We start from the raw sequence: 18,919 nt of genomic DNA, 5'->3' as shown, positions 1-18,919 counted from the left end.
GTCATTCGGCCTCGTCTGCAGGGGCTGCGCTGATCGCCGGGGTTACGCCGGGCTTGATCCACCAGGTATCGATGCCGATGTCGTACTTGGGCGAGACGTCCGGGTGGCCGATGTGGTTCCAGTAGGCCACCCGCCAGGTCTTGATGTGCCAGTTGGGGATCACGTAGTAACCCCACAGCAGCACGCGGTCGAGGGCCCGGCAGTGGTCGATCAGGCTCTGCCGCGAATCGGCGTTGATCAGCTGCTCCACCAACTGGTCGATGGCCGGGTCGCGCAGGCCGATGAAGTTGCGGCTGCCGGGGTTGTCGGCGGCGGCACTGGACCAGAACTCGCGCTGCTCGTTGCCCGGCGAGTTGGACTGCGGGTAGCCACCGACGATCATGTCGTAGTCGCGCGAGCGCAGGCGGGTGATGTATTGGGAAACGTCGACCCGGCGGATGCTCAGGTCGATGCCGAGGTCGGCGAGGTTGCGCTTGAACGGCAGCAGGATGCGTTCGAACTCGGTCTGTGCCAACAGGAACTCGATGCTCACCGGCTTGCCCCGGGCGTCGACCATCTTGTCGTCGACGATTTTCCAGCCGGCTTCCTGCAGCAGCTTGTAGGCCTGGCGCTGCTGTTCGCGGATCATGCCGCTGCCGTCGCTGACCGGGTTGTGGAAGACTTCGCTGAATACCTGCTCGGGGACTTTGCCACGCAGCGGTTCGAGGATTTTCAGCTCGCTGGGGCCGGGCAGGCCGCGGGCGGCCATTTCCGAGTTGTCGAAGTAGCTGCCGGTACGGGTGTAGGCGCCGTTGAACAGTTGCTTGTTGGTCCACTCGTAGTCCAGCAGCAGGCTCAGCGCCTGGCGCACGCGCACGTCCTGGAACACCGGGCGGCGGATGTTGAAGATGAAGCCCTGCATGCCGGTGGGGTTGCCGTTGGGTAGCTCTTCCTTGATCAGGCGGCCATCGCGCACGGCGGGCACGTTGTAGGCGCTGGCCCAGTTCTTCGCGCTGACTTCCAGCGCATAGTCGAACGCCCCGGCCTTCAGTGCTTCCAGGGCGACGGTGGTGTCGCGGTAGGCATCGAAGGTCATCACGTCGAAGTTGTAGAAGCCGCGGTTGATCGGCAGGTCCTTGGCCCAGTAGTCCTTGACCCGCTCGTAGCGCACCGAGCGCCCGGCCTTGACCTCGGCGACCTTGTACGGGCCGCTGCCCAGCGGGATCTCCAGGTTGCCGCGGTTGAACTCGCGGTGTTCGTACCAGTGCTTGGGCAATACCGGCAGCTGGCCGAGAATCAGCGGCAGCTCGCGGTTGTTCTTGTGCTTGAAGGTGAACAGCACCGTCAACGGGTCTTCGGCGACCACTTCGGCGACGTCGGCGTAGTACTGGCGGTACAGCGGCGCACCGTCCTTGATCAGGGCATTGAAGGTGAACACCACGTCGTCGGCGCGCATCGGCTGGCCGTCATGGAAGCGTGCCTCCGGGCGCAGGTAGAAGCGCACCCAGCTGTTGTCCGGGGCCTTTTCGATCTTGCCGGCCACCAGGCCGTACTCGGTGAATGGCTCGTCCTGGCTCTGGCGCATCAGCGTGTCGTAGATGATGCTGATATTTTCGGCCGGCACGCCCTTGTTGATGAACGGGTTGAGGCTGTCGAAGCCGCCGAAGCTGGACTGGCGGAAGGTGCCACCCTTGGGCGCGTCAGGGTTGACGTAGTCGAAGTATTTGAAGTCGGCCGGGTACTTGGGCGGCTCGTCGTACAGGGTGAGCGCGTGTTGCGGTGCGGCCAGGGCGGGAAGGCTCAGGCAGGCGAGCAACAGGCTGCCTGCCAGCCGGCGCAATCGGTGCGTTGGCGTCATTGGGCTTTCTCCGAAGTCTTGATCCACCAGCTGTTCAGCCCGAGGGTGTAGGGCGGCGTGGTGACGAAGGCGAACCGGTTGCGGTAGGCCAGGCGATGATTGTCGAGGTACCAGTTGGGGATCATGTAGTACTGCCATGAGAGCACGCGGTCCAGGGCGCGGGCGGCGGCGACCTGGTCATCGCGGGTGCGGGCGGCGAGCAGGGTGTCGAGCAGATGGTCGACCACCGGGTCCTTCACCCCAGCATAGTTCTTGCTGCCCTTGGTCGCGGCCTGGCTGGAATGGAAGTACAGCCACTGTTCGAGGCCCGGGCTCAGGGTCTGGTTCAGGGTCATCAGAATCATGTCGAAATCGAACTGGTCCAGGCGTTGCTTGTACTGGGCGCGGTCCACGGTGCGCAAGCGCGCATCGATGCCGATGCTGGCCAGATTTTCGACATAAGGTTGCAGGATGCGTTCAAGGTTGGGGTTTACCAGCAGCAGCTCCATGCGCAGCTGCTGGCCCTTGCTGTCGACCAGGCGCTGGCCGTTCAACTTCCAGCCGGCCTCGGCGAGCAGACCGAGGGCCTGGCGCAGGGTCTGCCGGCTGATGCCACGGCCATCGGTCTGGCTGACCGTGTAGGGCTCGCTGAACAGCCTGGCTGGCAACTGGTCACGGAACGGCGCCAGCAGCAGCCACTCCTTGCCGGTGGGCAGGCCGGTGGCGGCGAATTCGCTGTTGGGGTAGTAGCTGGTCGAGCGGCGGTAGGCGCCGCTGAACAGCGCGCGGTTGGTCCATTCGAAGTCGAGCATCAGCCCCAGCGCCTGGCGTACCCGTGGGTCGCTGAAGGTGGCCCGGCGGCTGTTCATGAACAGGCCCTGGGTTTGCGTGGGGATGCGGTGCGGGATCTGCGCCTTGATTACTTCACCGCGGCGCACGGCCGGGAAGTTGTAACTGTTGGCCCAGTTCTTCGCCTGGTGCTCGATATAGATGTCGAACTCGCCGGCCTTGAACGCTTCGAAGGCCACCGTGGCGTCGCGGTAGAACTCGTATTCCACGCGGTTGAAGTTGTACTTGCCGCGGTTTACCGCCAGGTCCTTGCCCCAATAGTTCTTCACCCGTTCGAACACCAGCCGGCGCCCAGGCTGGACCTGGGTGATGCGGTAGGGGCCGCTGCCTAGCGGGGGCTCGAAGGTGGTGGCCTTGAAGTCGCGCTTCTGCCAGTAGTGCTTGGGCAGCACCGGCATTTCGCCCAGGCGCAGGATCAGCAGCGGGTTGCCGGCGCGCTTGAACACGAAGCGGATGCGCAGCGGGCCGAGGATGTCCACCCGCTGCACTTCCTGCAGGTTGGTGCGGTAGATCGGATGGCCATCCTTGAGCAGCGTACGGTAAGAGAAGGCCACGTCTGCCGAGGTGATCGGCTTGCCGTCATGCCAGCGGGCTTCCGGGCGCAGGTTGAACACCACCCAGCTGCGGTCTTCGCTGTACTCCACCGAGCGGGCGATCAGGCCGTAGCTGGAGGTCGGTTCGTCGCCGGACGGGTCGTACTGGCCGGTGCCGACCATCAGCGGCTCGTTCAGCTCGCTGACGCCGTATTGCTGGAAATTGGGCGTGGTAATCGGGCTCGACCCCTTGAAGGTGTAGGGGTTGAGGGTGTCGAAGGTACCGAAGGCCATGGCCCGCAAGGTGCCGCCCTTGGGCGCTTGCGGGTTGACCCAGTCGAAATGGGTGAATGTGGCTGGGTACTTGAGCGTGCCGAACTGCGCGTATCCGTGGCTTTCGCTCACCATCGCGGCTGCGGGAAAGCTCAAGGCCAGGCTGAGAGACAGCAGGAGGGGACGTATCAAGTCGGCATCCGATCCAGAGGCGTTGGGCTTTTATCGGGGTACAGTAACAGCTTGGTGGGGTTGGAAAAAGAGAGGTTTTGAAGGTGGCCGCTTCGCGCCCCTATCGCGACACAAGGCCGCTCCCACAGGGCCGCACAGAGGCCCCGGGCTTCGTATCAATGCGAGAGGTAGACGGTGAGCGTCTGGCCTGGCTTCAGGGCATGGCCGCTACGCGGGTTCCAGCGCTTGAGGTGCTTCATTTCGACGTTGAAGCGCTTGGCCACCAGGTACAGCGAATCGCCTTTACGTACCTTGTACTGCGTGGAGCGCTGCCCGGAGGCGGCTACCCGATTGCCAGCAGCGCTCGGTGCGCTGCCACCGCGCAGGGCCAGGACCTGGCCAGCGCGCACGCTGTTGCCGGAGAGGCGGTTCCAGCGCTTGATGTCCTTGACCGAAACGCGGTTGGCCTTGGCGATGGCGCCCAGGTTGTCGCCACGCTTGACCCGGTAGCTGCGCGCCGTCACCGGCGCCTTGGCTTCGGCCACGGCGCGGGCGAACACGGCCTTGTTCGGCTGCAGGCTGACCAGTTGCTCGGGCTTGAGGTTGGACAGGCTGTCGCTTAGCAGCTGCGCCTTGGCGGTCGGTACCAACAGCTGTTGCGGACCGTCCACGGTCATGCGCTTCTTGAATGCCGGGTTGAGCTGGATCAGCTCGTCTTCGTCGATGTTGGCAAAGGCCGCTACCCGCGACAGGTCGAGGCGGTCGTTGATGGCCACCGCCTCGAAGTAGGGTTCGTTGGCGATCGGGCTCAGGTTCACGCCATAGGCTTGCGGCGTGAGCACCACCTGCGACAGGGCCAGCAGCTTGGGCACGTAGTCGCGGGTTTCCTGCGGCAGCGGCAGGTTCCAGTAATCGGTGGGCAGGCCGAGTCGTTCGTTGCGCTCGATGGCGCGGCTGACGGTGCCTTCGCCGGCGTTGTAGGCAGCCAGGGCCAGCAGCCAGTCACCGTTGAACATGTCGTGCAGGCGGCTGAGGTAGTCCAGCGCGGCGTTGGTCGAGGCGGTCACGTCGCGACGCCCGTCATAGAAGTTGGTCTGGCGCAGGTTGAAGTGGCGGCCGGTGGACGGAATGAACTGCCACATGCCCGCGGCATGGGCGCGCGAGTAGGCCATCGGGTTGTAGGCGCTTTCGATGGCTGGCAGCAGGGCCAGCTCCAGCGGCATGTCGCGCTCTTCGAGGCGTTCGACGATGTAGTGCAGGTAGAGGCTGCCACGCTCGCCGGCACTTTCGATGTAGCTTGGGTTGCTGGCGAACCACAGGCGTTGCTGCTCGATGCGCGGGTTGACGTCGATGTTGTCCTGCAGGGCAAAGCCCTGGCGCATGCGTTCCCACACGTCCTGTGGTGCCTGCTCGGTCGGCTTGACCAGCAGCGGTGAAGGCTTGTGCTTGATCCGCGCCTGGTAGTTGTGCGCGCGAACGCTATCGGATTCGTCGAGCTGACGGGTGCTCTGGCAGCCCACCAGGGTGGCGGCCAGGGCCAGCGCACTGATTTGGGCCAGGCGCGTCAGGGCGACGGAATGAGAGGTTCTGCGGCTACGGGAAGACATCGGCTGACACAGGTTTCCGGGCGAAAAATTTCGGCGATTCTAGAAACCGCTCCGGGCCTGGTCAACCTTTGACCATCGCTTGCGATATATCTTGAGGTTATCAGAAGGTGTCTTTCCAAGACCTCAAGGCAGCAAAAACAGCGACATGCGAGGGGTTTGAATGCCCCTTCCATTCGTCTGCTTTTTGTTTAACTAATGTTTCAGCGGTGCGCAGAAAGGGGTTGGTCAGACGCTCCAGGCCAATCGTTGAAGGCAAGGTGATGCGATTGTCGGCACGCAAACGGGTAACGTCCTCGAACCGCTGCTGAACGTGCGGGTTGCCGGGTTCCACCGCTTTGGCGAAACGCAGGTTGCTCAGGGTGTATTCGTGGGCGCAGTACACCTCGGTCTGCTCTGGCAGGGCCGCCAGGCGGGCGAGGGCGGGCTGCATCTGTTCCGCGGTGCCCTCGAACATGCGCCCGCAACCGGCGGCGAACAGGGTATCGCCGCTGAACAGCAGCGGCGTCGCCGGCTGGTCGCTGAACAAGGCGATATGCCCCAGGGTATGGCCGGGCACGGCCAGCACCTGGAAGGTCACGCCCAGTACGGTCACCTGGTCGCCTTCGTCCAGCGCCAGGTCACGGCAGGGAATGCGCTCGTGGGCCGGGCCGCAGACCCGCGCACCGGTCAGTTGCTTGAGCCGTTCCACGCCGCCGACGTGGTCGTTGTGGTGGTGGGTGACCAGGATGTCGCTCAGTACCCAGTCGGGGTTGGCGGACAGCCAGCGTTCCACTGGGCCGGCGTCACCCGGATCGACCACCGCGCAGCGGCGTTTGGCAGTATCCTGTAACAACCAGATGTAGTTGTCGGAGAAAGCGGGAAGAGCATCGATCTGTATCATGGTGCGGATCCGATTCGCCTAGCGTGGCACATGAGGGCATCTTAGCCGCGATGGCGCGGTGCGAGAACCTTCGAGGGAGAGCGCAATGACCGACCAAGCCTTTGCCCAGGCCGACCCGGACTGGGTCGAGCTGATCAGCCTGGCCCGTGAGTGGTTCAATGGCCCACTCGGCCAACTGATGCTCAAGGAGGAGGAAAAACTGCTGGAAGAAGAGCTCGGGCGCTTCTTCGGGGGGTACCTTGTGCATTACGGCCCCTGCGCCGAGCCGCCGCCCAGCGCGCCCCAGGTGCAGCGCAACGTGCGCCTTGGTGCACCGCTGCCGGGGGTGGAGATTGTCTGCGAGGAACAGGCCTGGCCGCTAAGCGAGCACGCCGCCGATGTGGTAGTGCTGCAGCATGGCCTGGATTTCTGCCTGTCGCCCCATGGCCTGCTGCGCGAGGCGGCCAGCGCCGTGCGCCCTGGCGGGCACCTGCTGATCGTCGGCATCAACCCGTGGAGCAGTTGGGGCATGCGCCATTTCTTCAGCCATGGCGCCTTGCGCAAGGCCCGTTGCATCTCGCCGTCGCGGGTGGGGGACTGGCTCAACCTGCTGGGCTTCGCGCTGGAGAAACGCCGCTTCGGGTGCTATCGTCCGCCGCTTGCCTCCCCGGCCTGGCAGCAACGCCTGGCGGGCTGGGAGCGGTTGGCCGGCGGCTGGCAGGGTTCCGGTGGCGGGGTATACCTGCTGGTGGCGCGCAAGATGGTGGTGGGCCTGCGGCCGTTGCGCCCGGAGCGTCGCGAGCCGATGGGCAAGTTGCTGCCATTGCCATTGGCCAAGGTCAACCGCACGGCGACCAACCCGGATACTGAAAAGCACTGAACATGAGTGGTACATGAGCGAAAGCGTCGAGATGTTTACCGATGGTGCCTGCAAGGGCAACCCTGGCCCAGGCGGCTGGGGCGTCCTTATGATCTACAAGGGCGTCGAGAAGGAACTGTGGGGCGGCGAACGCGAAACCACCAACAACCGCATGGAGCTGATGGCCGCGATCCAGGGCTTGATGGCGCTGAAGCGTGAATGCGAAGTGGTGCTGACCACCGACTCGCAGTACGTGATGAAGGGCATCAATGAATGGATGTCCAACTGGAAGAAGCGCGGTTGGAAAACCGCGGCCAAGGAGCCGGTGAAGAACGCCGACCTGTGGCAGCAGCTGGATGAGCAGGTCAACCGCCACAAAGTGACCTGGAAGTGGGTGCGTGGCCATATCGGCCATCCCGGCAACGAACGCGCCGACCAGCTGGCCAACCGTGGGGTCGATGAGGTGCGCGCCCGGCGTTGAGCTGGGGTACAATTGCGGCCTTTGTAACTGATGCAAGTTGGAGCGCCCTGCGTGGAGCAGCAGCAAGATAAGCGGTTCGTCATTCTCGATACCGAAACCACGGGTATGCCGGTCAGCGAAGGCCACCGGATCATCGAGATCGGCTGTGTCGAGGTCATCGGCCGGCGCCTGACCGGGCGGCACTTCCACGTCTACCTGCAGCCGGACCGCGAAAGTGACGAGGGCGCTATCAACGTCCACGGTATCACCGATGCCTTCCTGGTCGGCAAGCCGCGCTTTGGCGATGTCGCCGAGGAGTTCTTCGAGTTCATCCAGGGCGCCACGCTGGTCATTCACAACGCGGCGTTCGACGTTGGCTTCATCAACAACGAATTTGCCTTGCTGGGCCAGCAGGATCGCGCGGACATTTCGCAGCACTGCACCATCCTCGACACCCTGCTGCTGGCGCGCGCGCGCCACCCGGGACAGCGCAACAGCCTGGATGCGCTGTGCAAACGCTACGACATCGACAACTCGGGCCGTGAACTGCACGGCGCATTGCTCGACTCGGAACTGCTGGCTGACGTCTACCTGGCGATGACCGGTGGCCAGACCAGCCTGTCGCTGGCTGGGCATGGCGCGGAAGCAGAGGGTGACGGGCACGGCACGGGTGGCAGCGAGATTCGCCGGATTACCGGGCGAGCGGCGGGGCGGGTGATCATGGCCAGCGCCGAAGAGCTGGAGGCGCATGCCGAGCGTCTGGCGGCGATTGCCAAGTCGGCGGGTGGGCCATCTATGTGGCAGGCCTTGACCGAGACACCTGCTGGCTGATTTTCAGCCTGTTCCGGCCCTTTCGCGGGTGAACCCGCTCCCACAGGTACCGCGCAAAGCTCAATAGCAGTGAAGGCAGTGGGAGCGGGTTTACCCGCGAAGAGGCCAGTACAGGCAATACAAGGCTCAACTACCCTGAAATGGACGCCATGTCCTTCGGAGGTAGCCACCTGATGTACAAGGACCTCAAGTTCCCCATCCTCATCGTCCACCGCGCCATCAAGGCCGACAGCGTCGCCGGCGAGCGCGTGCGGGGCATTGCCGAGGAACTGCGTCAGGACGGCTTTGCCATCCTCGCCGCCGCCGACCATGCCGAGGCCTGCCTGGTCGCCGCCACCCACCACGGCCTGGCCTGCATGCTGATTGCCGCCGAGGGCGTCGGCGAGAATACCCACCTGCTGCAGAACATGGCCGAGCTGATCCGCCTGGCCCGCCTGCGCGCCCCCAACCTGCCGATTTTCGCCCTGGGCGAACAGGTGACCCTGGAAAACGCCCCCGCCGAAGCCATGAGCGAGCTCAACCAGCTGCGCGGCATCCTCTACCTGTTCGAAGACACCGTGCCGTTTCTCGCCCGCCAGGTGGCGCGTGCTGCACACACCTACCTCGACGGCCTGCTGCCGCCGTTCTTCAAGGCCCTGGTGCAGCACACCGCGCAGTCCAACTATTCCTGGCACACCCCGGGCCACGGCGGCGGCGTGGCCTACCGCAAAAGCCCTGTGGGCCAGGCCTTTCACCAGTTCTTCGGGGAAAACACCCTGCGCTCGGACCTGTCCGTTTCCGTGCCAGAGCTGGGCTCGCTGCTCGATCACACCGGCCCCTTGGCCGAAGCAGAGGCCAGGGCCGCACGCAACTTCGGCGCCGACCACACCTTCTTCGTCATCAATGGCACCTCCACAGCCAACAAGATCGTCTGGCACGCCATGGTCGGCCGCGACGACCTGGTGCTGGTAGATCGCAACTGCCACAAATCGGTGGTGCACGCGATCATCATGACTGGCGCCATCCCGCTGTACCTGTGCCCCGAGCGCAATGAGCTGGGCATCATCGGCCCGATCCCGCTCAGCGAGTTCAGCCCCGAGGCGATCGAGGCGAAGATCCAGGCCAACCCCCTTGCCCGTGATCGCTGGCAGCGTATCAAGCTGGCGGTGGTGACCAACTCCACCTACGACGGCCTGTGCTACCACGCCGGGCTGATCAAGCAGACCCTGGGCGCCAGTGTCGAGGTGCTGCATTTTGACGAGGCCTGGTTCGCCTATGCGGCGTTCCACGAGTTTTTCACCGGGCGCTATGCCATGGGTACGGCCTGCGCGGCAGACAGCCCGCTGGTGTTCAGCACCCATTCCACCCACAAGCTGCTGGCCGCGTTCAGCCAGGCCTCGATGATTCATGTGCAGGACGGGGCCAGGCGCCAACTGGACCGTGACCGCTTCAACGAAGCGTTCATGATGCACATCTCGACCTCGCCGCAGTACAGCATCCTCGCCTCGCTGGACGTGGCCTCGGCCATGATGGAAGGGCCGGCCGGGCGTTCGCTGCTGCAAGAAATGTTCGACGAGGCGCTGAGCTTTCGCCGTGCCCTGGCTAACCTGCGCGAGCACATCGCCGCCGACGACTGGTGGTTCAGCATCTGGCAGCCGCCGAGCGCCGAAGGCATCCACCGCCTGGCCGTGCAGGACTGGCTACTGCAGCCGGGGGCGGAGTGGCATGGCTTTGGCGAGGTGGTAGACGACTATGTGCTGCTCGACCCGTTGAAGGTGACCCTGGTAATGCCGGGCCTGAGCGCGGGCGGTGCGCTGGGCGAGCATGGCATCCCGGCGGCAGTGGTCAGCAAGTTCCTCTGGGAGCGGGGGCTGGTGGTGGAGAAATCCGGCCTGTACAGCTTCCTGGTGCTGTTCTCCATGGGCATCACCAAGGGCAAGTGGAGCACCTTGCTCACCGAGTTGCTGGAGTTCAAGCGCCACTATGACGGTAATACCGCCCTGAGCAACTGCCTGCCGAGTGTGGTGGCTGCCGATGCCTCACGCTACCAGGGCATGGGCCTGCGCGACCTGTGCGAGCAGTTGCATGGCTGCTACCGCACCAATGCCACGGCCAAGCAGCTGAAGCGGCTGTTCACGCGCTTGCCGGAGGTGGCCGTGAGCCCGGCGCGGGCCTATGACCAGATGGTCCGCGGCGAGGTCGAGGCGGTGCCGATCGAGGCGCTGTCGGGACGGGTGGCGGCGGTGATGCTGGTACCGTACCCGCCGGGTATTCCGCTGATCATGCCGGGGGAGCGGTTCACCGAGGCGACCCGCTCGATACTCGATTATCTGGCATTCGCCCGGGCCTTCAATCAGGGCTTCCCGGGTTTCGTCGCCGACGTGCACGGTCTGCAGAACGAAAGCGGCCGCTACACGGTGGACTGCATCAAGGAATGCGAATGATCTCGACGCCGCTGCGCGCCAGTTCGAAGCGGTTTTCACCCAGGTGGTTGACCTTGTCGCCGATGGCCAGGCGGTAGGTGGTGATGGGGGTGCCCAGTGTGTTGCCGTCGAGTTGCAGGGTCGACTCCTGGAACTCGTGGACGGGGTAGATGCGGCCTTCGGCGTCACGGGCATGGAATTGGCCGACCATTACTGCTGCCATTTGGGTGGAAACCTCTGAATTACGTGGGAAATGTCTGCAAGCATAGACCGTGGAACAGCCTCGGAAGTTTTCGCCCTGCGGAAAAAAAACCAAAGCGCCGAGGAGCGGTCATCTATAACTACAACGTCCCTTTACCCAGCAAAGGTTGGAAATTGCCATGAGCCAGGTGTATTCGGTAGCGGTAGTCGTCGGTAGCTTGCGCAAGGACTCCTACAACCGTAAGGTCGCCCGCGCGCTCTCGGAGCTGGCGCCGTCCAGCCTTGCCCTGAAGATTGTCGAGATCGGCGATTTGCCGTTGTACAACGAGGATGTCGAGGCCGAAGCGCCGGAAGCGTGGAAGCGTTTTCGCGACCAGATCCGCCGCAGTGATGCGGTGCTGTTCGTCACCCCGGAGTACAACCGCTCGGTGCCTGGCGGCCTGAAAAATGCCATCGATGTGGGCTCGCGGCCCTACGGGCAAAGCGCCTGGAGTGGCAAGCCGGCGGCGGTGGTCAGTGTGTCGCCGGGGGCCATTGGTGGCTTTGGTGCCAACCATGCCGTGCGCCAGTCGCTGGTGTTTCTGGACATGCCGTGCATGCAGATGCCCGAGGCCTACATTGGCGGTGCGGCGAGCCTGTTCGAGGATTCGGGCAAGCTCAACGACAAGACCCGGCCATTCCTGCAGGCGTTTGTCGACAAGTTCGCTTCCTGGGTGAAGTTGAACAGGGCGGTTTGAGGCCTGTTCAGTCAGGTGCCAGCTCTCACAGGTACTACGCAGGCCTTGAGAACGGTGCGGTCGGTGTGGGAGCTGGCTTGCCGGCGATGGGCCGCGCAGCGGCCCCAGGGGTTTAGCGGAAGCTGTAGGAAATCCCGGCATACACGGCAAAGCCTTCGCCCGGCGTTGAGCGGGCTTTGTCCAGGCCTGCATCGTTGTAGGTGGGCGTCACCGTCGCCGCATAGCGCTTGTTGGTCAGGTTGCGCAGGTCCAGCCAGGTCTGCCAGTCCTGCTTCGGTGAATCCCAGCCCAGGCGTGCGCCGAGCAAGGCGTATTCATCGGCGTGGTAGCTGTTGGCATAGTCCACCTGCACCTTCGACGCCATCTGCGTATTCACCCCGGCATAGAACCCGCTCGGCCAGTCGTAGCGCAACTCGGCCTGGTAGTAGTGCATCGGGATGCCGGGCAGGCGGTTGTCGCCAAATTGCTCGTCATCGCGGTAGTGGAAGTCACTGAAGGTGTAGGTCTGGCGCAGGCTGAGCTTGCCAGTACCGGGGTGCTCCCACAGGGTGCTGTCCAGGCCGGCTTCCACGCCCTGGTGCACGGTGGGGCTGGCGTTGAACTCCGAGGTGAAGTTCGGCACCACTTCCACGGCCAGCAGTTCATGGCGCACCTGCGAGTAGTACCAGGCCAGGTCCCAGTGGCCAAGCGCCGAATCGCCACGCGCGCCCAGCTCCAGGGTAGTGGCGGTCTGGTTCTGCATCTCGATCGGCTGGATCTGCTTGCCGCCTATACTGGGCGAGCTCCAGATCAGCGACCACGGGTGTGGCGGCTCTACCGAGCGGCTCAGGTTGCCGTATACCTGCAGGTCCGGGCTGATGTCATAGCGCAGCCCCAGGCGTGGCGCATAGTCCCAGTCATGCATGCTCACCTTGCCGCCCTCGACAGGGTAAGTGACATCACTTTCACGGCGGGTATAGATCATCGCCAGGCCTGTGGTCAGCCACAGGTCGGGGACCAGTTCCAGGTCGTTGCCCACATGCAGCACCGTGTCCGAGCCCTGGTAGGTGAAGTCACGGGTACGCTTGCCGAACACGTCGCCCGTGCGTTCGAACTGCGATGCACCGCTGTTGGGCAGGTGCTTGGTGGTGCGCCAGCCGACGGTGGTCTTGCTCTGGTGGCCGAACAAGGTGTCGCGGCGCAAGTAGTTCAAAGTGCCGCTGACATCGGTATAGGCCACCTTCAGGCGCATCGGGCCCTCGCGCAGGTCCATCGGGTAGTCGTGGTAGACCAGGCCGGCTTCCAGGCGCGCATCGTCGTCGAGGTAGAAGGTGGTCTTGTTGCCTATCCAGGTACTGCCCGGTTGCGGCCGGCTGTCGTCGCGGGCCAGGTAGGCCGGGTTGGCCGCGCGTGGATGGTGCTTGATCTGCTCCTTGGTCAGGCGCCCGGCCAGCTCGTTCTCGGTTTCCCGGTAGCGCAGGTAGAAGCGGGTTTCCAGGTTCGGGTTGAAGCGGTAGCCGACATTGGCGGCAACGCCCTTGGCACTGCCGCTGCTATGCGCCTGGTAGCCGTCATATTCCGAATCGGTCAAGGCCACGTAGTAGTCGAGGTTGCCCAGCACCTGCCCCGAGCTGATGTGCCGGTGCTGGTAGCCGCGGCTGCCGACTTCGTAGCGCACCTGCAGCGGTGCGGCGTCGTAGCCGGTGTGGGTAACGTAGTTGATCGCACCACCAAGGGCGAGGGCACCCTGGTCGAAGCCATTGGCACCGCGCAGCACTTCGGCACGGCTCAGCCACAGCGGCTCGAACAGTTCGTAGGGCGTACCGCCCGGGCCGGTCAGGGGCAGGCCGTCGAACAGCGTGTACACCCCGGAACCGTGGGCCCCCGGGGCGCGGTTGATGCCCGAACCGCGGATCGACAGCTTGATACCATCGTTGCCTGCCGATTGGGCGAACACTCCAGGCTGGTAGGCCAGTACATCCTGGTTGCTGGCCACCCGGCCTTGCCCCACGCGTTGCATGTCCACCAGGTTGCTGGCACCTGGCACTTCGCGCAGGCGTTCGCTGGCTGCAGTCAGGTCGTTCTGCTCCTCATCGGTGATCAACACCTGACCCAACTCGACCGAAGGTGCCGCCAGGGCGGGCTGGGTGGCCACGACAGCAGCCAGCAGGCCGAGGCAGGACGGTAGGGGCAAAACGCAACGCATTGTACGACTCCGGGCGAAAGGCGAATGGACAACGGCGTTGAGACGAGCGAAATGCCGCTTGGAGCACGAAGAAAGTCGGTAAATCTCGCGCAACCTTCGTCAGACGGTTTTGTACGAAAGTTCTTTACATGCCGCAGCGGTGGAGCAGGGCGGCCCGGGCTTCGTAAGGTGACTGCAGACCGGCAGCGATGCCTCGCTCAATCACCCGTGGAGCTCAAACATGACTGACAACGCACGACACTCGCAGCAACCCCTGGCGGACGTCCCGGTTCGCCTGACACCACGTGAACGGCAAGTGCTGCTGTGGTGTGCCTACGGCAAGAGTTCGTGGGAGATTGGCCAGATCCTGGCCTGCAAGGAGTCGACGGTAAACTTCCATGTCTCGAACATCCTGCGCAAGTTCGATGTGCCCACCCGGGTGGCTGCGGTGATCAAGGCCATTCGCTACGGCATGCTGGCCGAGCAGTGAGGGGGTGAAGCATGGGCAACGATCCTCGGTTACCGCGCTTTGCCGATTGCCATGACCCGTTCTGGCCACGGCTGGACCTGGGCAGGCTGCGTGAGCGCCTGAACCTGCAGCGGCCTGTCAGTGAGGCCGCGCTGGAAGTGGCCGCGCGCTGCGCTGCCATCGACGCGGCACGCGAATTCGCGCGCTGGCGCGCGGTGTTGCGAGAGCGGGGCTACAAGCGCCTCGAGGATGTGGCCGGGCATGACCAGGGGCGTGCATTGCGGGTGTGCTACATCCGCTTTGTCGAAGCCGCGGTCATGTATAACCTGGGCTCGACCGGCTACCTGGCCACTGCGCACCGGGGGGCTGCCCATGGCTGAGGAATCTGTTTTCGACGGCCTGACCCCGGCGTTGGTGGAGTTGCTGGGCGTGGATGGCAATGTACTGTTCGCCGCACTTCTGGGGGCTTTGCTGGTGAGTGCGGCGCGCGACCGGTTGATCACCAACGCGGCCAGGCGCCTGACGCTGGGCAAGAAACTGTTGCTGGTGTTCGTGACCGTGGGGGTGGGCCACCTGTTCGAGCCGCTGGTTTCCTCACTGGTGCCTTTGCTGACCCGTGGCATGGCGGCGTTCGTGGCTGCCGTGGTGGTGATCCCCATCAGCCTCAAGGTGATGGTCTGGCTCGATACGCTGGACCCGCGCGAACTCATCCAGCGCTGGCGCCGCCGGGGCTAGCCGCTGGCAGCATTGGGCAAGCGACTGCTCAGCGCACTCAATTGCCGTTCCAGCTGCTGGATGCGTTGCTTGTCCTGGACCAGCAGCAGAACGGCTTGGCGATCGGCAAGCGACAAGGTGCGCAGCCGCGCGAGCATGTCGCATTCCCAGCCTTCTTCGTCCTGGCATGTGCGATGACGCTCGGGTTCGCCCAGCAGAAGCCAGTCGAGTGAGCATGCATACTGCCTGGCGACATCTATGCAAAGCGAATACGGAATGCTGTCGCGCACCTTCCAGCTGCTCAACGTTTGCGGGCTGATCGACAGTGCTCTGGACAGCTCGGCATCAGATTGCGTAGCGGTGAGAAGCTTCAGCCTGGCCAGTACCGAAGCAAGTACGTGGGTACTCATAACAAATATCCATGACTGGTTTAATGATATTCCATGGGCTTAAACTACTCGTTATGAATACAGCCCTGCGTTTTAAAGGAGCATTTCTGCAATGAAAAGCATCAGACTGAAGAATACACCTACATATGCAGCTAATACTGACAAAACTGGACGACTATTCCCGCAGAAGGTAGGCCTGAACAATGTTTGCAGGTATTTGCCGTGAGTACATACAAGCTGGTTTGCCCGCATTGCCGCAGCCGGATGCGTATACGCACCAGTGAAGGGCGCCATATTTTCCTGCGGATCGCCTATTTGCAATGCACCACCGAGGCATGTGGCTGGTCAGTGCGCGCCGAGTTCGAAATGACCCATGAACTCTCGCCCAGTGGCATGCCCAACCCGGAAGTGTACCTGCCTTCGGCCAATGGTGATTTGCGTAAGGCAGCGCTGCCGAGTGCCGCCCAGGACAGCACCGCTGAATGAGCCTTCATGCTCACAGATAAAAAGCGTGCAGATAAAAAAACACCCCGCATAAGCGGGGTGTCTTGTTTTGCCGGGGCGATCAGCCGATCAGTTGCAGGCCCGCTTGCTGGACCATTTCCAGCAGCGGCTGCGGGTACACACCTAGCACGAAGGCGAGAATGGCGATAGCCAGCAGCATGACACCGCCGGTGCGCTGCTCCCACTTCAGCGGGGCGTCGTGGCGACGCAGGTTCGGCTCGACCAGGTACAGGGTGACCATGACGCGCAGGTAGTAGTAAACGCCGATGGCGCTACCGATCACCAGGGCACCGACCAGCCACCACAGGTGCGACTCGACGCCGGTGGCGATGATGTAGAACTTGCCGATGAAGCCGGCGGTCAGCGGGATACCCGCCAGCGACAGCATCATCACGGTCAGTACCGCGGTCAGGTACGGACGGCGCCAGAACAGGCCACGGTACTCGTACAGTGCATCGGCGTCACGGCCGCCGTAAGGCGAGGACATCAGGGTGATGACACCGAAGGCGCCCAGGCTGGTGATCACGTAGGTGACCAGGTACACGCCCATGGCTTCCAGGGCCAGGCCCTTGCTGGCGACCAGGGCGATGACCAGGTAGCCGAAGTGGGCGATGGACGAGTAACCGAGCAGGCGCTTGAGGTTGCTCTGGGTCAGTGCCAGCAGGTTACCGATCAGGATCGAGGCCACGGCAATCACCGCCAGTACGGTGCTCAGCACGCCGCTGCTGGCAGCAGGGGAGAGCATGAACAGGCGCACGACCACGGCGAATACCGCGACCTTGCTGGCGGTGGCCAGGAACGCGGCGACCGGTGCCGGGGCGCCCTCGTACACGTCCGGGGTCCACAGGTGGAACGGTACCAACGACAGCTTGAAGGCCAGGCCGACCAGCATCATGGCCAGGCCCAGCTGGGCCAGCAGGCTTGGCATGCTGGTAGCGGCCAGGGCCTTGCCGATCTGGTCGAAGGTGAGGCTGCCGGCGTCGGCGTACAGCAGGGCCATGCCGAACAGCAGGAAGGCCGAGCCTGCAGCCGACAGCACCATGTACTTGATGCCGGCTTCCAGCGAGCGCTTGTTGAAGAAGGCATACGCCACCAGGCCGTAGACCGGCACCGACAGCAGCTCCAGGCCGATGAACAGGCCAGCCAGGTGGTTGGCGCTGACCAGCACCAGGCCACCGAGGGCCGACATCAGCAGCAGCAGGTACAGTTCTTCACGGTTGCCCGGGAAACCCTTGGAGCCTTCGCCGAGGTAGGCGTGGGCAAGGGTGACGCAGGCCAGCGTCGCCACCAGCATGATCGCCATGTACAGGCAGGCGAACTTGTCGATGGTGACCAGCGAGGTGACCGCCAGCGGCGCAACCTTCAACGCCGGCAGGATCGACAGCAGGGCCAGGTTGAGGCCCACGGTGGACAGCAGGAAGGTCTGCGAGTGGTTGCGCTTCCAGGCGATCGCCAGCATCACCACCACCGTGGTGATGGTGGTGATCAGCATCGGCGCCAATGCGATGAAGTGTTGAGTGGTGAATTCCATAGCGCTCTTACCGGGCCGAAGCGAGTTGAGTGAAAGCGGAACCGAGCCACTGCTGCACACCACTCATGGTGGCGGCAGAGGTATCGAGGAACGGCTGCGGATACACGCCCAGCAGGATCAGCAGTACTGCCAGACCCAGGACCATGATCAGCTCGCGACCGTCCATGCCGGCCAGCACGGCCTCGGTCTTGGCCGGGCCGAAGTAGGCGCGGTGGATCATGATCAGCGAGTACACCGAACCGAATACCAGGCCAGTGGTGGCGATCACGGTGATCCACGGCACGCTGGCGAAGCTGCCGATCAGGATCAGGAACTCGCCGACGAAGTTGCCGGTACCGGGCAGGCCCAGGGAGGCGGCGGCGAAGAACAGGCTGATGGCCGGCAGGTAGGCGATGCGGTGCCACAGGCCACCCATCTGGCGCATGTCACGGGTGTGCAGGCGCTCGTACAGCTGGCCGGCCAGGATGAACAGCGCGGCAGCCGACAGGCCGTGGGCCAGCATCTGGATCACCGCGCCTTGCAGGGCCTGCTGGCTGCCGGAGTAGATACCGATCAGCACGAAGCCCATGTGCGAGACGCTGGAGAAGGCGACCAGGCGCTTGATGTCGGTTTGCGCGAAGGCCAGGAAGGCACCGTAGAAGATGCCGATCAGGCCCAGGGTCATGGCGATTGGCGCGAACTCGGCCGAAGCGTTCGGGAACAGCGGCAGGGCGAAGCGCAGCAGGCCGTAGGCCGCAGTCTTCAGCAAGATACCGGCCAGGTCCACGGAACCTGCGGTCGGTGCCTGGGCGTGAGCGTCAGGCAGCCAGGAGTGGAACGGCACTACCGGCAGTTTCACCGCGAAGGCGATGAAGAAGCCCAGCATCAGCACGTATTCCACGCCAGCCGGCAGCTCGGCCTTGAGTAGGTCGCTGTAGTTGAAGGTGAGTACGCCGGTGGTGTTGTAGTTGACCAGTACCAGGCCAAGGATCGCCACCAGCATGATCAGGCCGCTGGCCTGGGTGAAGATGAAGAACTTGGTAGCGGCGTAGATCCGGGTCTTCTTGCCGTCCGAGGAGCTGTGACCCCAGAGCGCGATGAGGAAATACATCGGCACCAGCATCATTTCCCAGAAGAAGAAGAACAGGAACAGGTCCAGGGCCAGGAACACACCGACCACGCCGCCGAGGATCCACATCAGGTTGAGGTGGAAGAAGCCGACGTGACGCTGGATTTCTTTCCAGGAGCACAGTACCGACAGCACACCGAGCAGGCCGGTGAGCAGGATCATCAGCAGCGACAGGCCGTCGAGGGCCAGGTGGATGCTGATGCCGAAGCGCTGGATCCACTGGATTTTGTATTCCAGGGCCCAGGCCGGTTCGGCGCCCGGAGCAGGGGCGAGGGTGTAGTCGCCGTGAGCCCACAGCCACAGGCCGATGCCGAGCAGCAGGGACATGGTCAGCAGCGCGATCCAGCGCGGCAGGGTGGCGCCGAAGCGCTCACCCAGCCAGCACAGGAAGCCGCCGATGAAGGGGATCAGGATCAGCCAAGGCAAAATCATGACGGGTTGG

Annotated in this window: 18 protein-coding genes; 9 read left to right on the top strand and 9 right to left on the bottom strand. The window is 63.7% G+C overall.

Features of this window, described 5'->3' with window-relative positions; genetic code table 11:
• Position 1: 1 nt before the first annotated feature.
• The 4 genes from FQ664_RS19285 to gloB all read right to left on the bottom strand — a co-directional run bounded on the left by FQ664_RS19285 (position 2) and on the right by gloB (position 6,129).
• A complete protein-coding gene (locus tag FQ664_RS19285; protein WP_144174138.1) occupies positions 2-1,837 on the bottom strand; it encodes an extracellular solute-binding protein in 1,836 nt (611 codons plus the stop codon).
• A complete protein-coding gene (locus tag FQ664_RS19280; RefSeq protein WP_218570412.1) occupies positions 1,834-3,663 on the bottom strand; it encodes an extracellular solute-binding protein in 1,830 nt (609 codons plus the stop codon). Before FQ664_RS19280 ends, FQ664_RS19285 begins: the two co-directional genes overlap by 4 nt.
• Before the next feature lie 155 nt (positions 3,664-3,818).
• Complete coding sequence (locus tag FQ664_RS19275; RefSeq protein ID WP_144174136.1) at positions 3,819-5,249, bottom strand: lytic transglycosylase domain-containing protein; 1,431 nt, start codon at positions 5,247-5,249, stop codon at positions 3,819-3,821.
• 100 nt (positions 5,250-5,349) lie between these two features.
• On the bottom strand, positions 5,350-6,129 hold the full coding sequence (gene gloB / locus FQ664_RS19270) for a hydroxyacylglutathione hydrolase (RefSeq protein ID WP_144174135.1): 780 nt from the start codon (positions 6,127-6,129) through the stop codon (positions 5,350-5,352).
• Between the two features lie 85 nt (positions 6,130-6,214).
• On the opposite strand from gloB, the gene FQ664_RS19265 reads away from it, so the two are divergent.
• The 4 genes from FQ664_RS19265 to FQ664_RS19250 all read left to right on the top strand — a co-directional run bounded on the left by FQ664_RS19265 (position 6,215) and on the right by FQ664_RS19250 (position 10,681).
• Entirely contained in the window at positions 6,215-6,988 is a 774-nt protein-coding gene (locus FQ664_RS19265) for a class I SAM-dependent methyltransferase (protein WP_144174134.1), read from the top strand.
• A 13-nt stretch (positions 6,989-7,001) separates the two neighbouring features.
• Positions 7,002-7,448 (top strand): ribonuclease HI, encoded by a 447-nt coding sequence (gene rnhA / locus FQ664_RS19260; RefSeq protein WP_144174133.1) that lies wholly within the window; start codon positions 7,002-7,004, stop codon positions 7,446-7,448.
• A 51-nt stretch (positions 7,449-7,499) separates the two neighbouring features.
• Positions 7,500-8,258 carry a DNA polymerase III subunit epsilon gene (gene dnaQ, locus FQ664_RS19255; protein ID WP_144174132.1) on the top strand — a complete coding sequence of 253 codons (759 nt, stop codon included), beginning with the start codon at positions 7,500-7,502 and terminating at the stop codon, positions 8,256-8,258.
• Between the two features lie 173 nt (positions 8,259-8,431).
• Positions 8,432-10,681: an Orn/Lys/Arg family decarboxylase gene (locus FQ664_RS19250; RefSeq protein ID WP_144174164.1), complete on the top strand. Its 2,250-nt coding sequence runs from the start codon at positions 8,432-8,434 to the stop codon at positions 10,679-10,681.
• On the opposite strand, the gene FQ664_RS19245 is transcribed toward FQ664_RS19250, so the two are convergent.
• On the bottom strand, positions 10,665-10,883 hold the full coding sequence (locus FQ664_RS19245; RefSeq protein WP_144174131.1) for a hypothetical protein: 219 nt from the start codon (positions 10,881-10,883) through the stop codon (positions 10,665-10,667). The two genes, FQ664_RS19250 and FQ664_RS19245, sit on opposite strands and share 17 nt — an antisense overlap.
• Before the next feature lie 157 nt (positions 10,884-11,040).
• On the opposite strand from FQ664_RS19245, the gene chrR reads away from it, so the two are divergent.
• Positions 11,041-11,598: a class I chromate reductase ChrR gene (chrR, locus tag FQ664_RS19240; protein ID WP_144174129.1), complete on the top strand. Its 558-nt coding sequence runs from the start codon at positions 11,041-11,043 to the stop codon at positions 11,596-11,598.
• A gap of 112 nt (positions 11,599-11,710) precedes the next feature.
• Here the strand turns inward: chrR and FQ664_RS19235 are convergent, their stop codons facing one another.
• The gene (locus FQ664_RS19235) at positions 11,711-13,783 is read right to left on the bottom strand and encodes a TonB-dependent receptor family protein (protein WP_144174128.1); all 2,073 of its coding nucleotides are present in this window, start codon (positions 13,781-13,783) and stop codon (positions 11,711-11,713) included.
• 220 nt (positions 13,784-14,003) lie between these two features.
• On the opposite strand from FQ664_RS19235, the gene FQ664_RS19230 reads away from it, so the two are divergent.
• The 3 genes from FQ664_RS19230 to FQ664_RS19220 are packed head-to-tail and all read left to right on the top strand — an operon-like array spanning position 14,004 to position 14,966.
• Positions 14,004-14,252 (top strand): response regulator transcription factor, encoded by a 249-nt coding sequence (locus FQ664_RS19230; protein WP_144174127.1) that lies wholly within the window; start codon positions 14,004-14,006, stop codon positions 14,250-14,252.
• Between the two features lie 11 nt (positions 14,253-14,263).
• Positions 14,264-14,611 carry a head completion/stabilization protein gene (locus tag FQ664_RS19225; RefSeq protein ID WP_144174126.1) on the top strand — a complete coding sequence of 116 codons (348 nt, stop codon included), beginning with the start codon at positions 14,264-14,266 and terminating at the stop codon, positions 14,609-14,611.
• Entirely contained in the window at positions 14,604-14,966 is a 363-nt protein-coding gene (locus tag FQ664_RS19220; RefSeq protein WP_144174125.1) for a hypothetical protein, read from the top strand. Before FQ664_RS19225 ends, FQ664_RS19220 begins: the two co-directional genes overlap by 8 nt.
• Here the strand turns inward: FQ664_RS19220 and FQ664_RS19215 are convergent.
• Positions 14,963-15,355, bottom strand: coding sequence for a helix-turn-helix domain-containing protein (locus tag FQ664_RS19215; RefSeq protein WP_144174124.1), 393 nt, complete (start codon positions 15,353-15,355; stop codon positions 14,963-14,965). The two genes, FQ664_RS19220 and FQ664_RS19215, sit on opposite strands and share 4 nt — an antisense overlap.
• 201 nt (positions 15,356-15,556) lie before the next feature.
• On the opposite strand from FQ664_RS19215, the gene FQ664_RS19210 reads away from it, so the two are divergent.
• A complete protein-coding gene (locus tag FQ664_RS19210) occupies positions 15,557-15,820 on the top strand; it encodes an Ogr/Delta-like zinc finger protein (protein WP_144174123.1) in 264 nt (87 codons plus the stop codon).
• 79 nt (positions 15,821-15,899) lie between these two features.
• On the opposite strand, the gene nuoN is transcribed toward FQ664_RS19210, so the two are convergent.
• Positions 15,900-17,369, bottom strand: coding sequence for an NADH-quinone oxidoreductase subunit NuoN (gene nuoN / locus FQ664_RS19205; protein ID WP_085625354.1), 1,470 nt, complete (start codon positions 17,367-17,369; stop codon positions 15,900-15,902).
• A gap of 7 nt (positions 17,370-17,376) precedes the next feature.
• Complete coding sequence (gene nuoM, locus FQ664_RS19200; protein WP_144174122.1) at positions 17,377-18,909, bottom strand: NADH-quinone oxidoreductase subunit M; 1,533 nt, start codon at positions 18,907-18,909, stop codon at positions 17,377-17,379.
• Positions 18,910-18,919: the final 10 nt, after the last annotated feature.

Source organism: Pseudomonas persica, from assembly GCF_900291015.1.
In the GTDB taxonomy this organism is placed as follows: Bacteria; Pseudomonadota; Gammaproteobacteria; order Pseudomonadales; family Pseudomonadaceae; genus Aquipseudomonas.
This window is presented reverse-complemented; position numbering and strand designations above follow the sequence as displayed.

What these genes read in the sequence shown, in the direction of transcription:
- FQ664_RS19285 (WP_144174138.1), bottom strand. Translation starts at nt 1,837, where the DNA reads ATGACGCCAACGCACCGATTGCGCCGGCTGGCAGGCAGCCTGTTGCTC.
- FQ664_RS19275 (WP_144174136.1), bottom strand. Translation starts at nt 5,249, where the DNA reads ATGTCTTCCCGTAGCCGCAGAACCTCTCATTCCGTCGCCCTGACGCGC.
- gloB (WP_144174135.1), bottom strand. Translation starts at nt 6,129, where the DNA reads ATGATACAGATCGATGCTCTTCCCGCTTTCTCCGACAACTACATCTGG.
- FQ664_RS19265 (WP_144174134.1), top strand. Translation starts at nt 6,215, where the DNA reads ATGACCGACCAAGCCTTTGCCCAGGCCGACCCGGACTGGGTCGAGCTG.
- rnhA (WP_144174133.1), top strand. Translation starts at nt 7,002, where the DNA reads ATGAGCGAAAGCGTCGAGATGTTTACCGATGGTGCCTGCAAGGGCAAC.
- FQ664_RS19250 (WP_144174164.1), top strand. Translation starts at nt 8,432, where the DNA reads ATGTACAAGGACCTCAAGTTCCCCATCCTCATCGTCCACCGCGCCATC.
- FQ664_RS19245 (WP_144174131.1), bottom strand. Translation starts at nt 10,883, where the DNA reads ATGGCAGCAGTAATGGTCGGCCAATTCCATGCCCGTGACGCCGAAGGC.
- chrR (WP_144174129.1), top strand. Translation starts at nt 11,041, where the DNA reads ATGAGCCAGGTGTATTCGGTAGCGGTAGTCGTCGGTAGCTTGCGCAAG.
- FQ664_RS19235 (WP_144174128.1), bottom strand. Translation starts at nt 13,783, where the DNA reads ATGCGTTGCGTTTTGCCCCTACCGTCCTGCCTCGGCCTGCTGGCTGCT.
- FQ664_RS19230 (WP_144174127.1), top strand. Translation starts at nt 14,004, where the DNA reads ATGACTGACAACGCACGACACTCGCAGCAACCCCTGGCGGACGTCCCG.
- FQ664_RS19225 (WP_144174126.1), top strand. Translation starts at nt 14,264, where the DNA reads ATGGGCAACGATCCTCGGTTACCGCGCTTTGCCGATTGCCATGACCCG.
- FQ664_RS19220 (WP_144174125.1), top strand. Translation starts at nt 14,604, where the DNA reads ATGGCTGAGGAATCTGTTTTCGACGGCCTGACCCCGGCGTTGGTGGAG.
- FQ664_RS19215 (WP_144174124.1), bottom strand. Translation starts at nt 15,355, where the DNA reads ATGAGTACCCACGTACTTGCTTCGGTACTGGCCAGGCTGAAGCTTCTC.
- nuoN (WP_085625354.1), bottom strand. Translation starts at nt 17,369, where the DNA reads ATGGAATTCACCACTCAACACTTCATCGCATTGGCGCCGATGCTGATC.
- nuoM (WP_144174122.1), bottom strand. Translation starts at nt 18,909, where the DNA reads ATGATTTTGCCTTGGCTGATCCTGATCCCCTTCATCGGCGGCTTCCTG.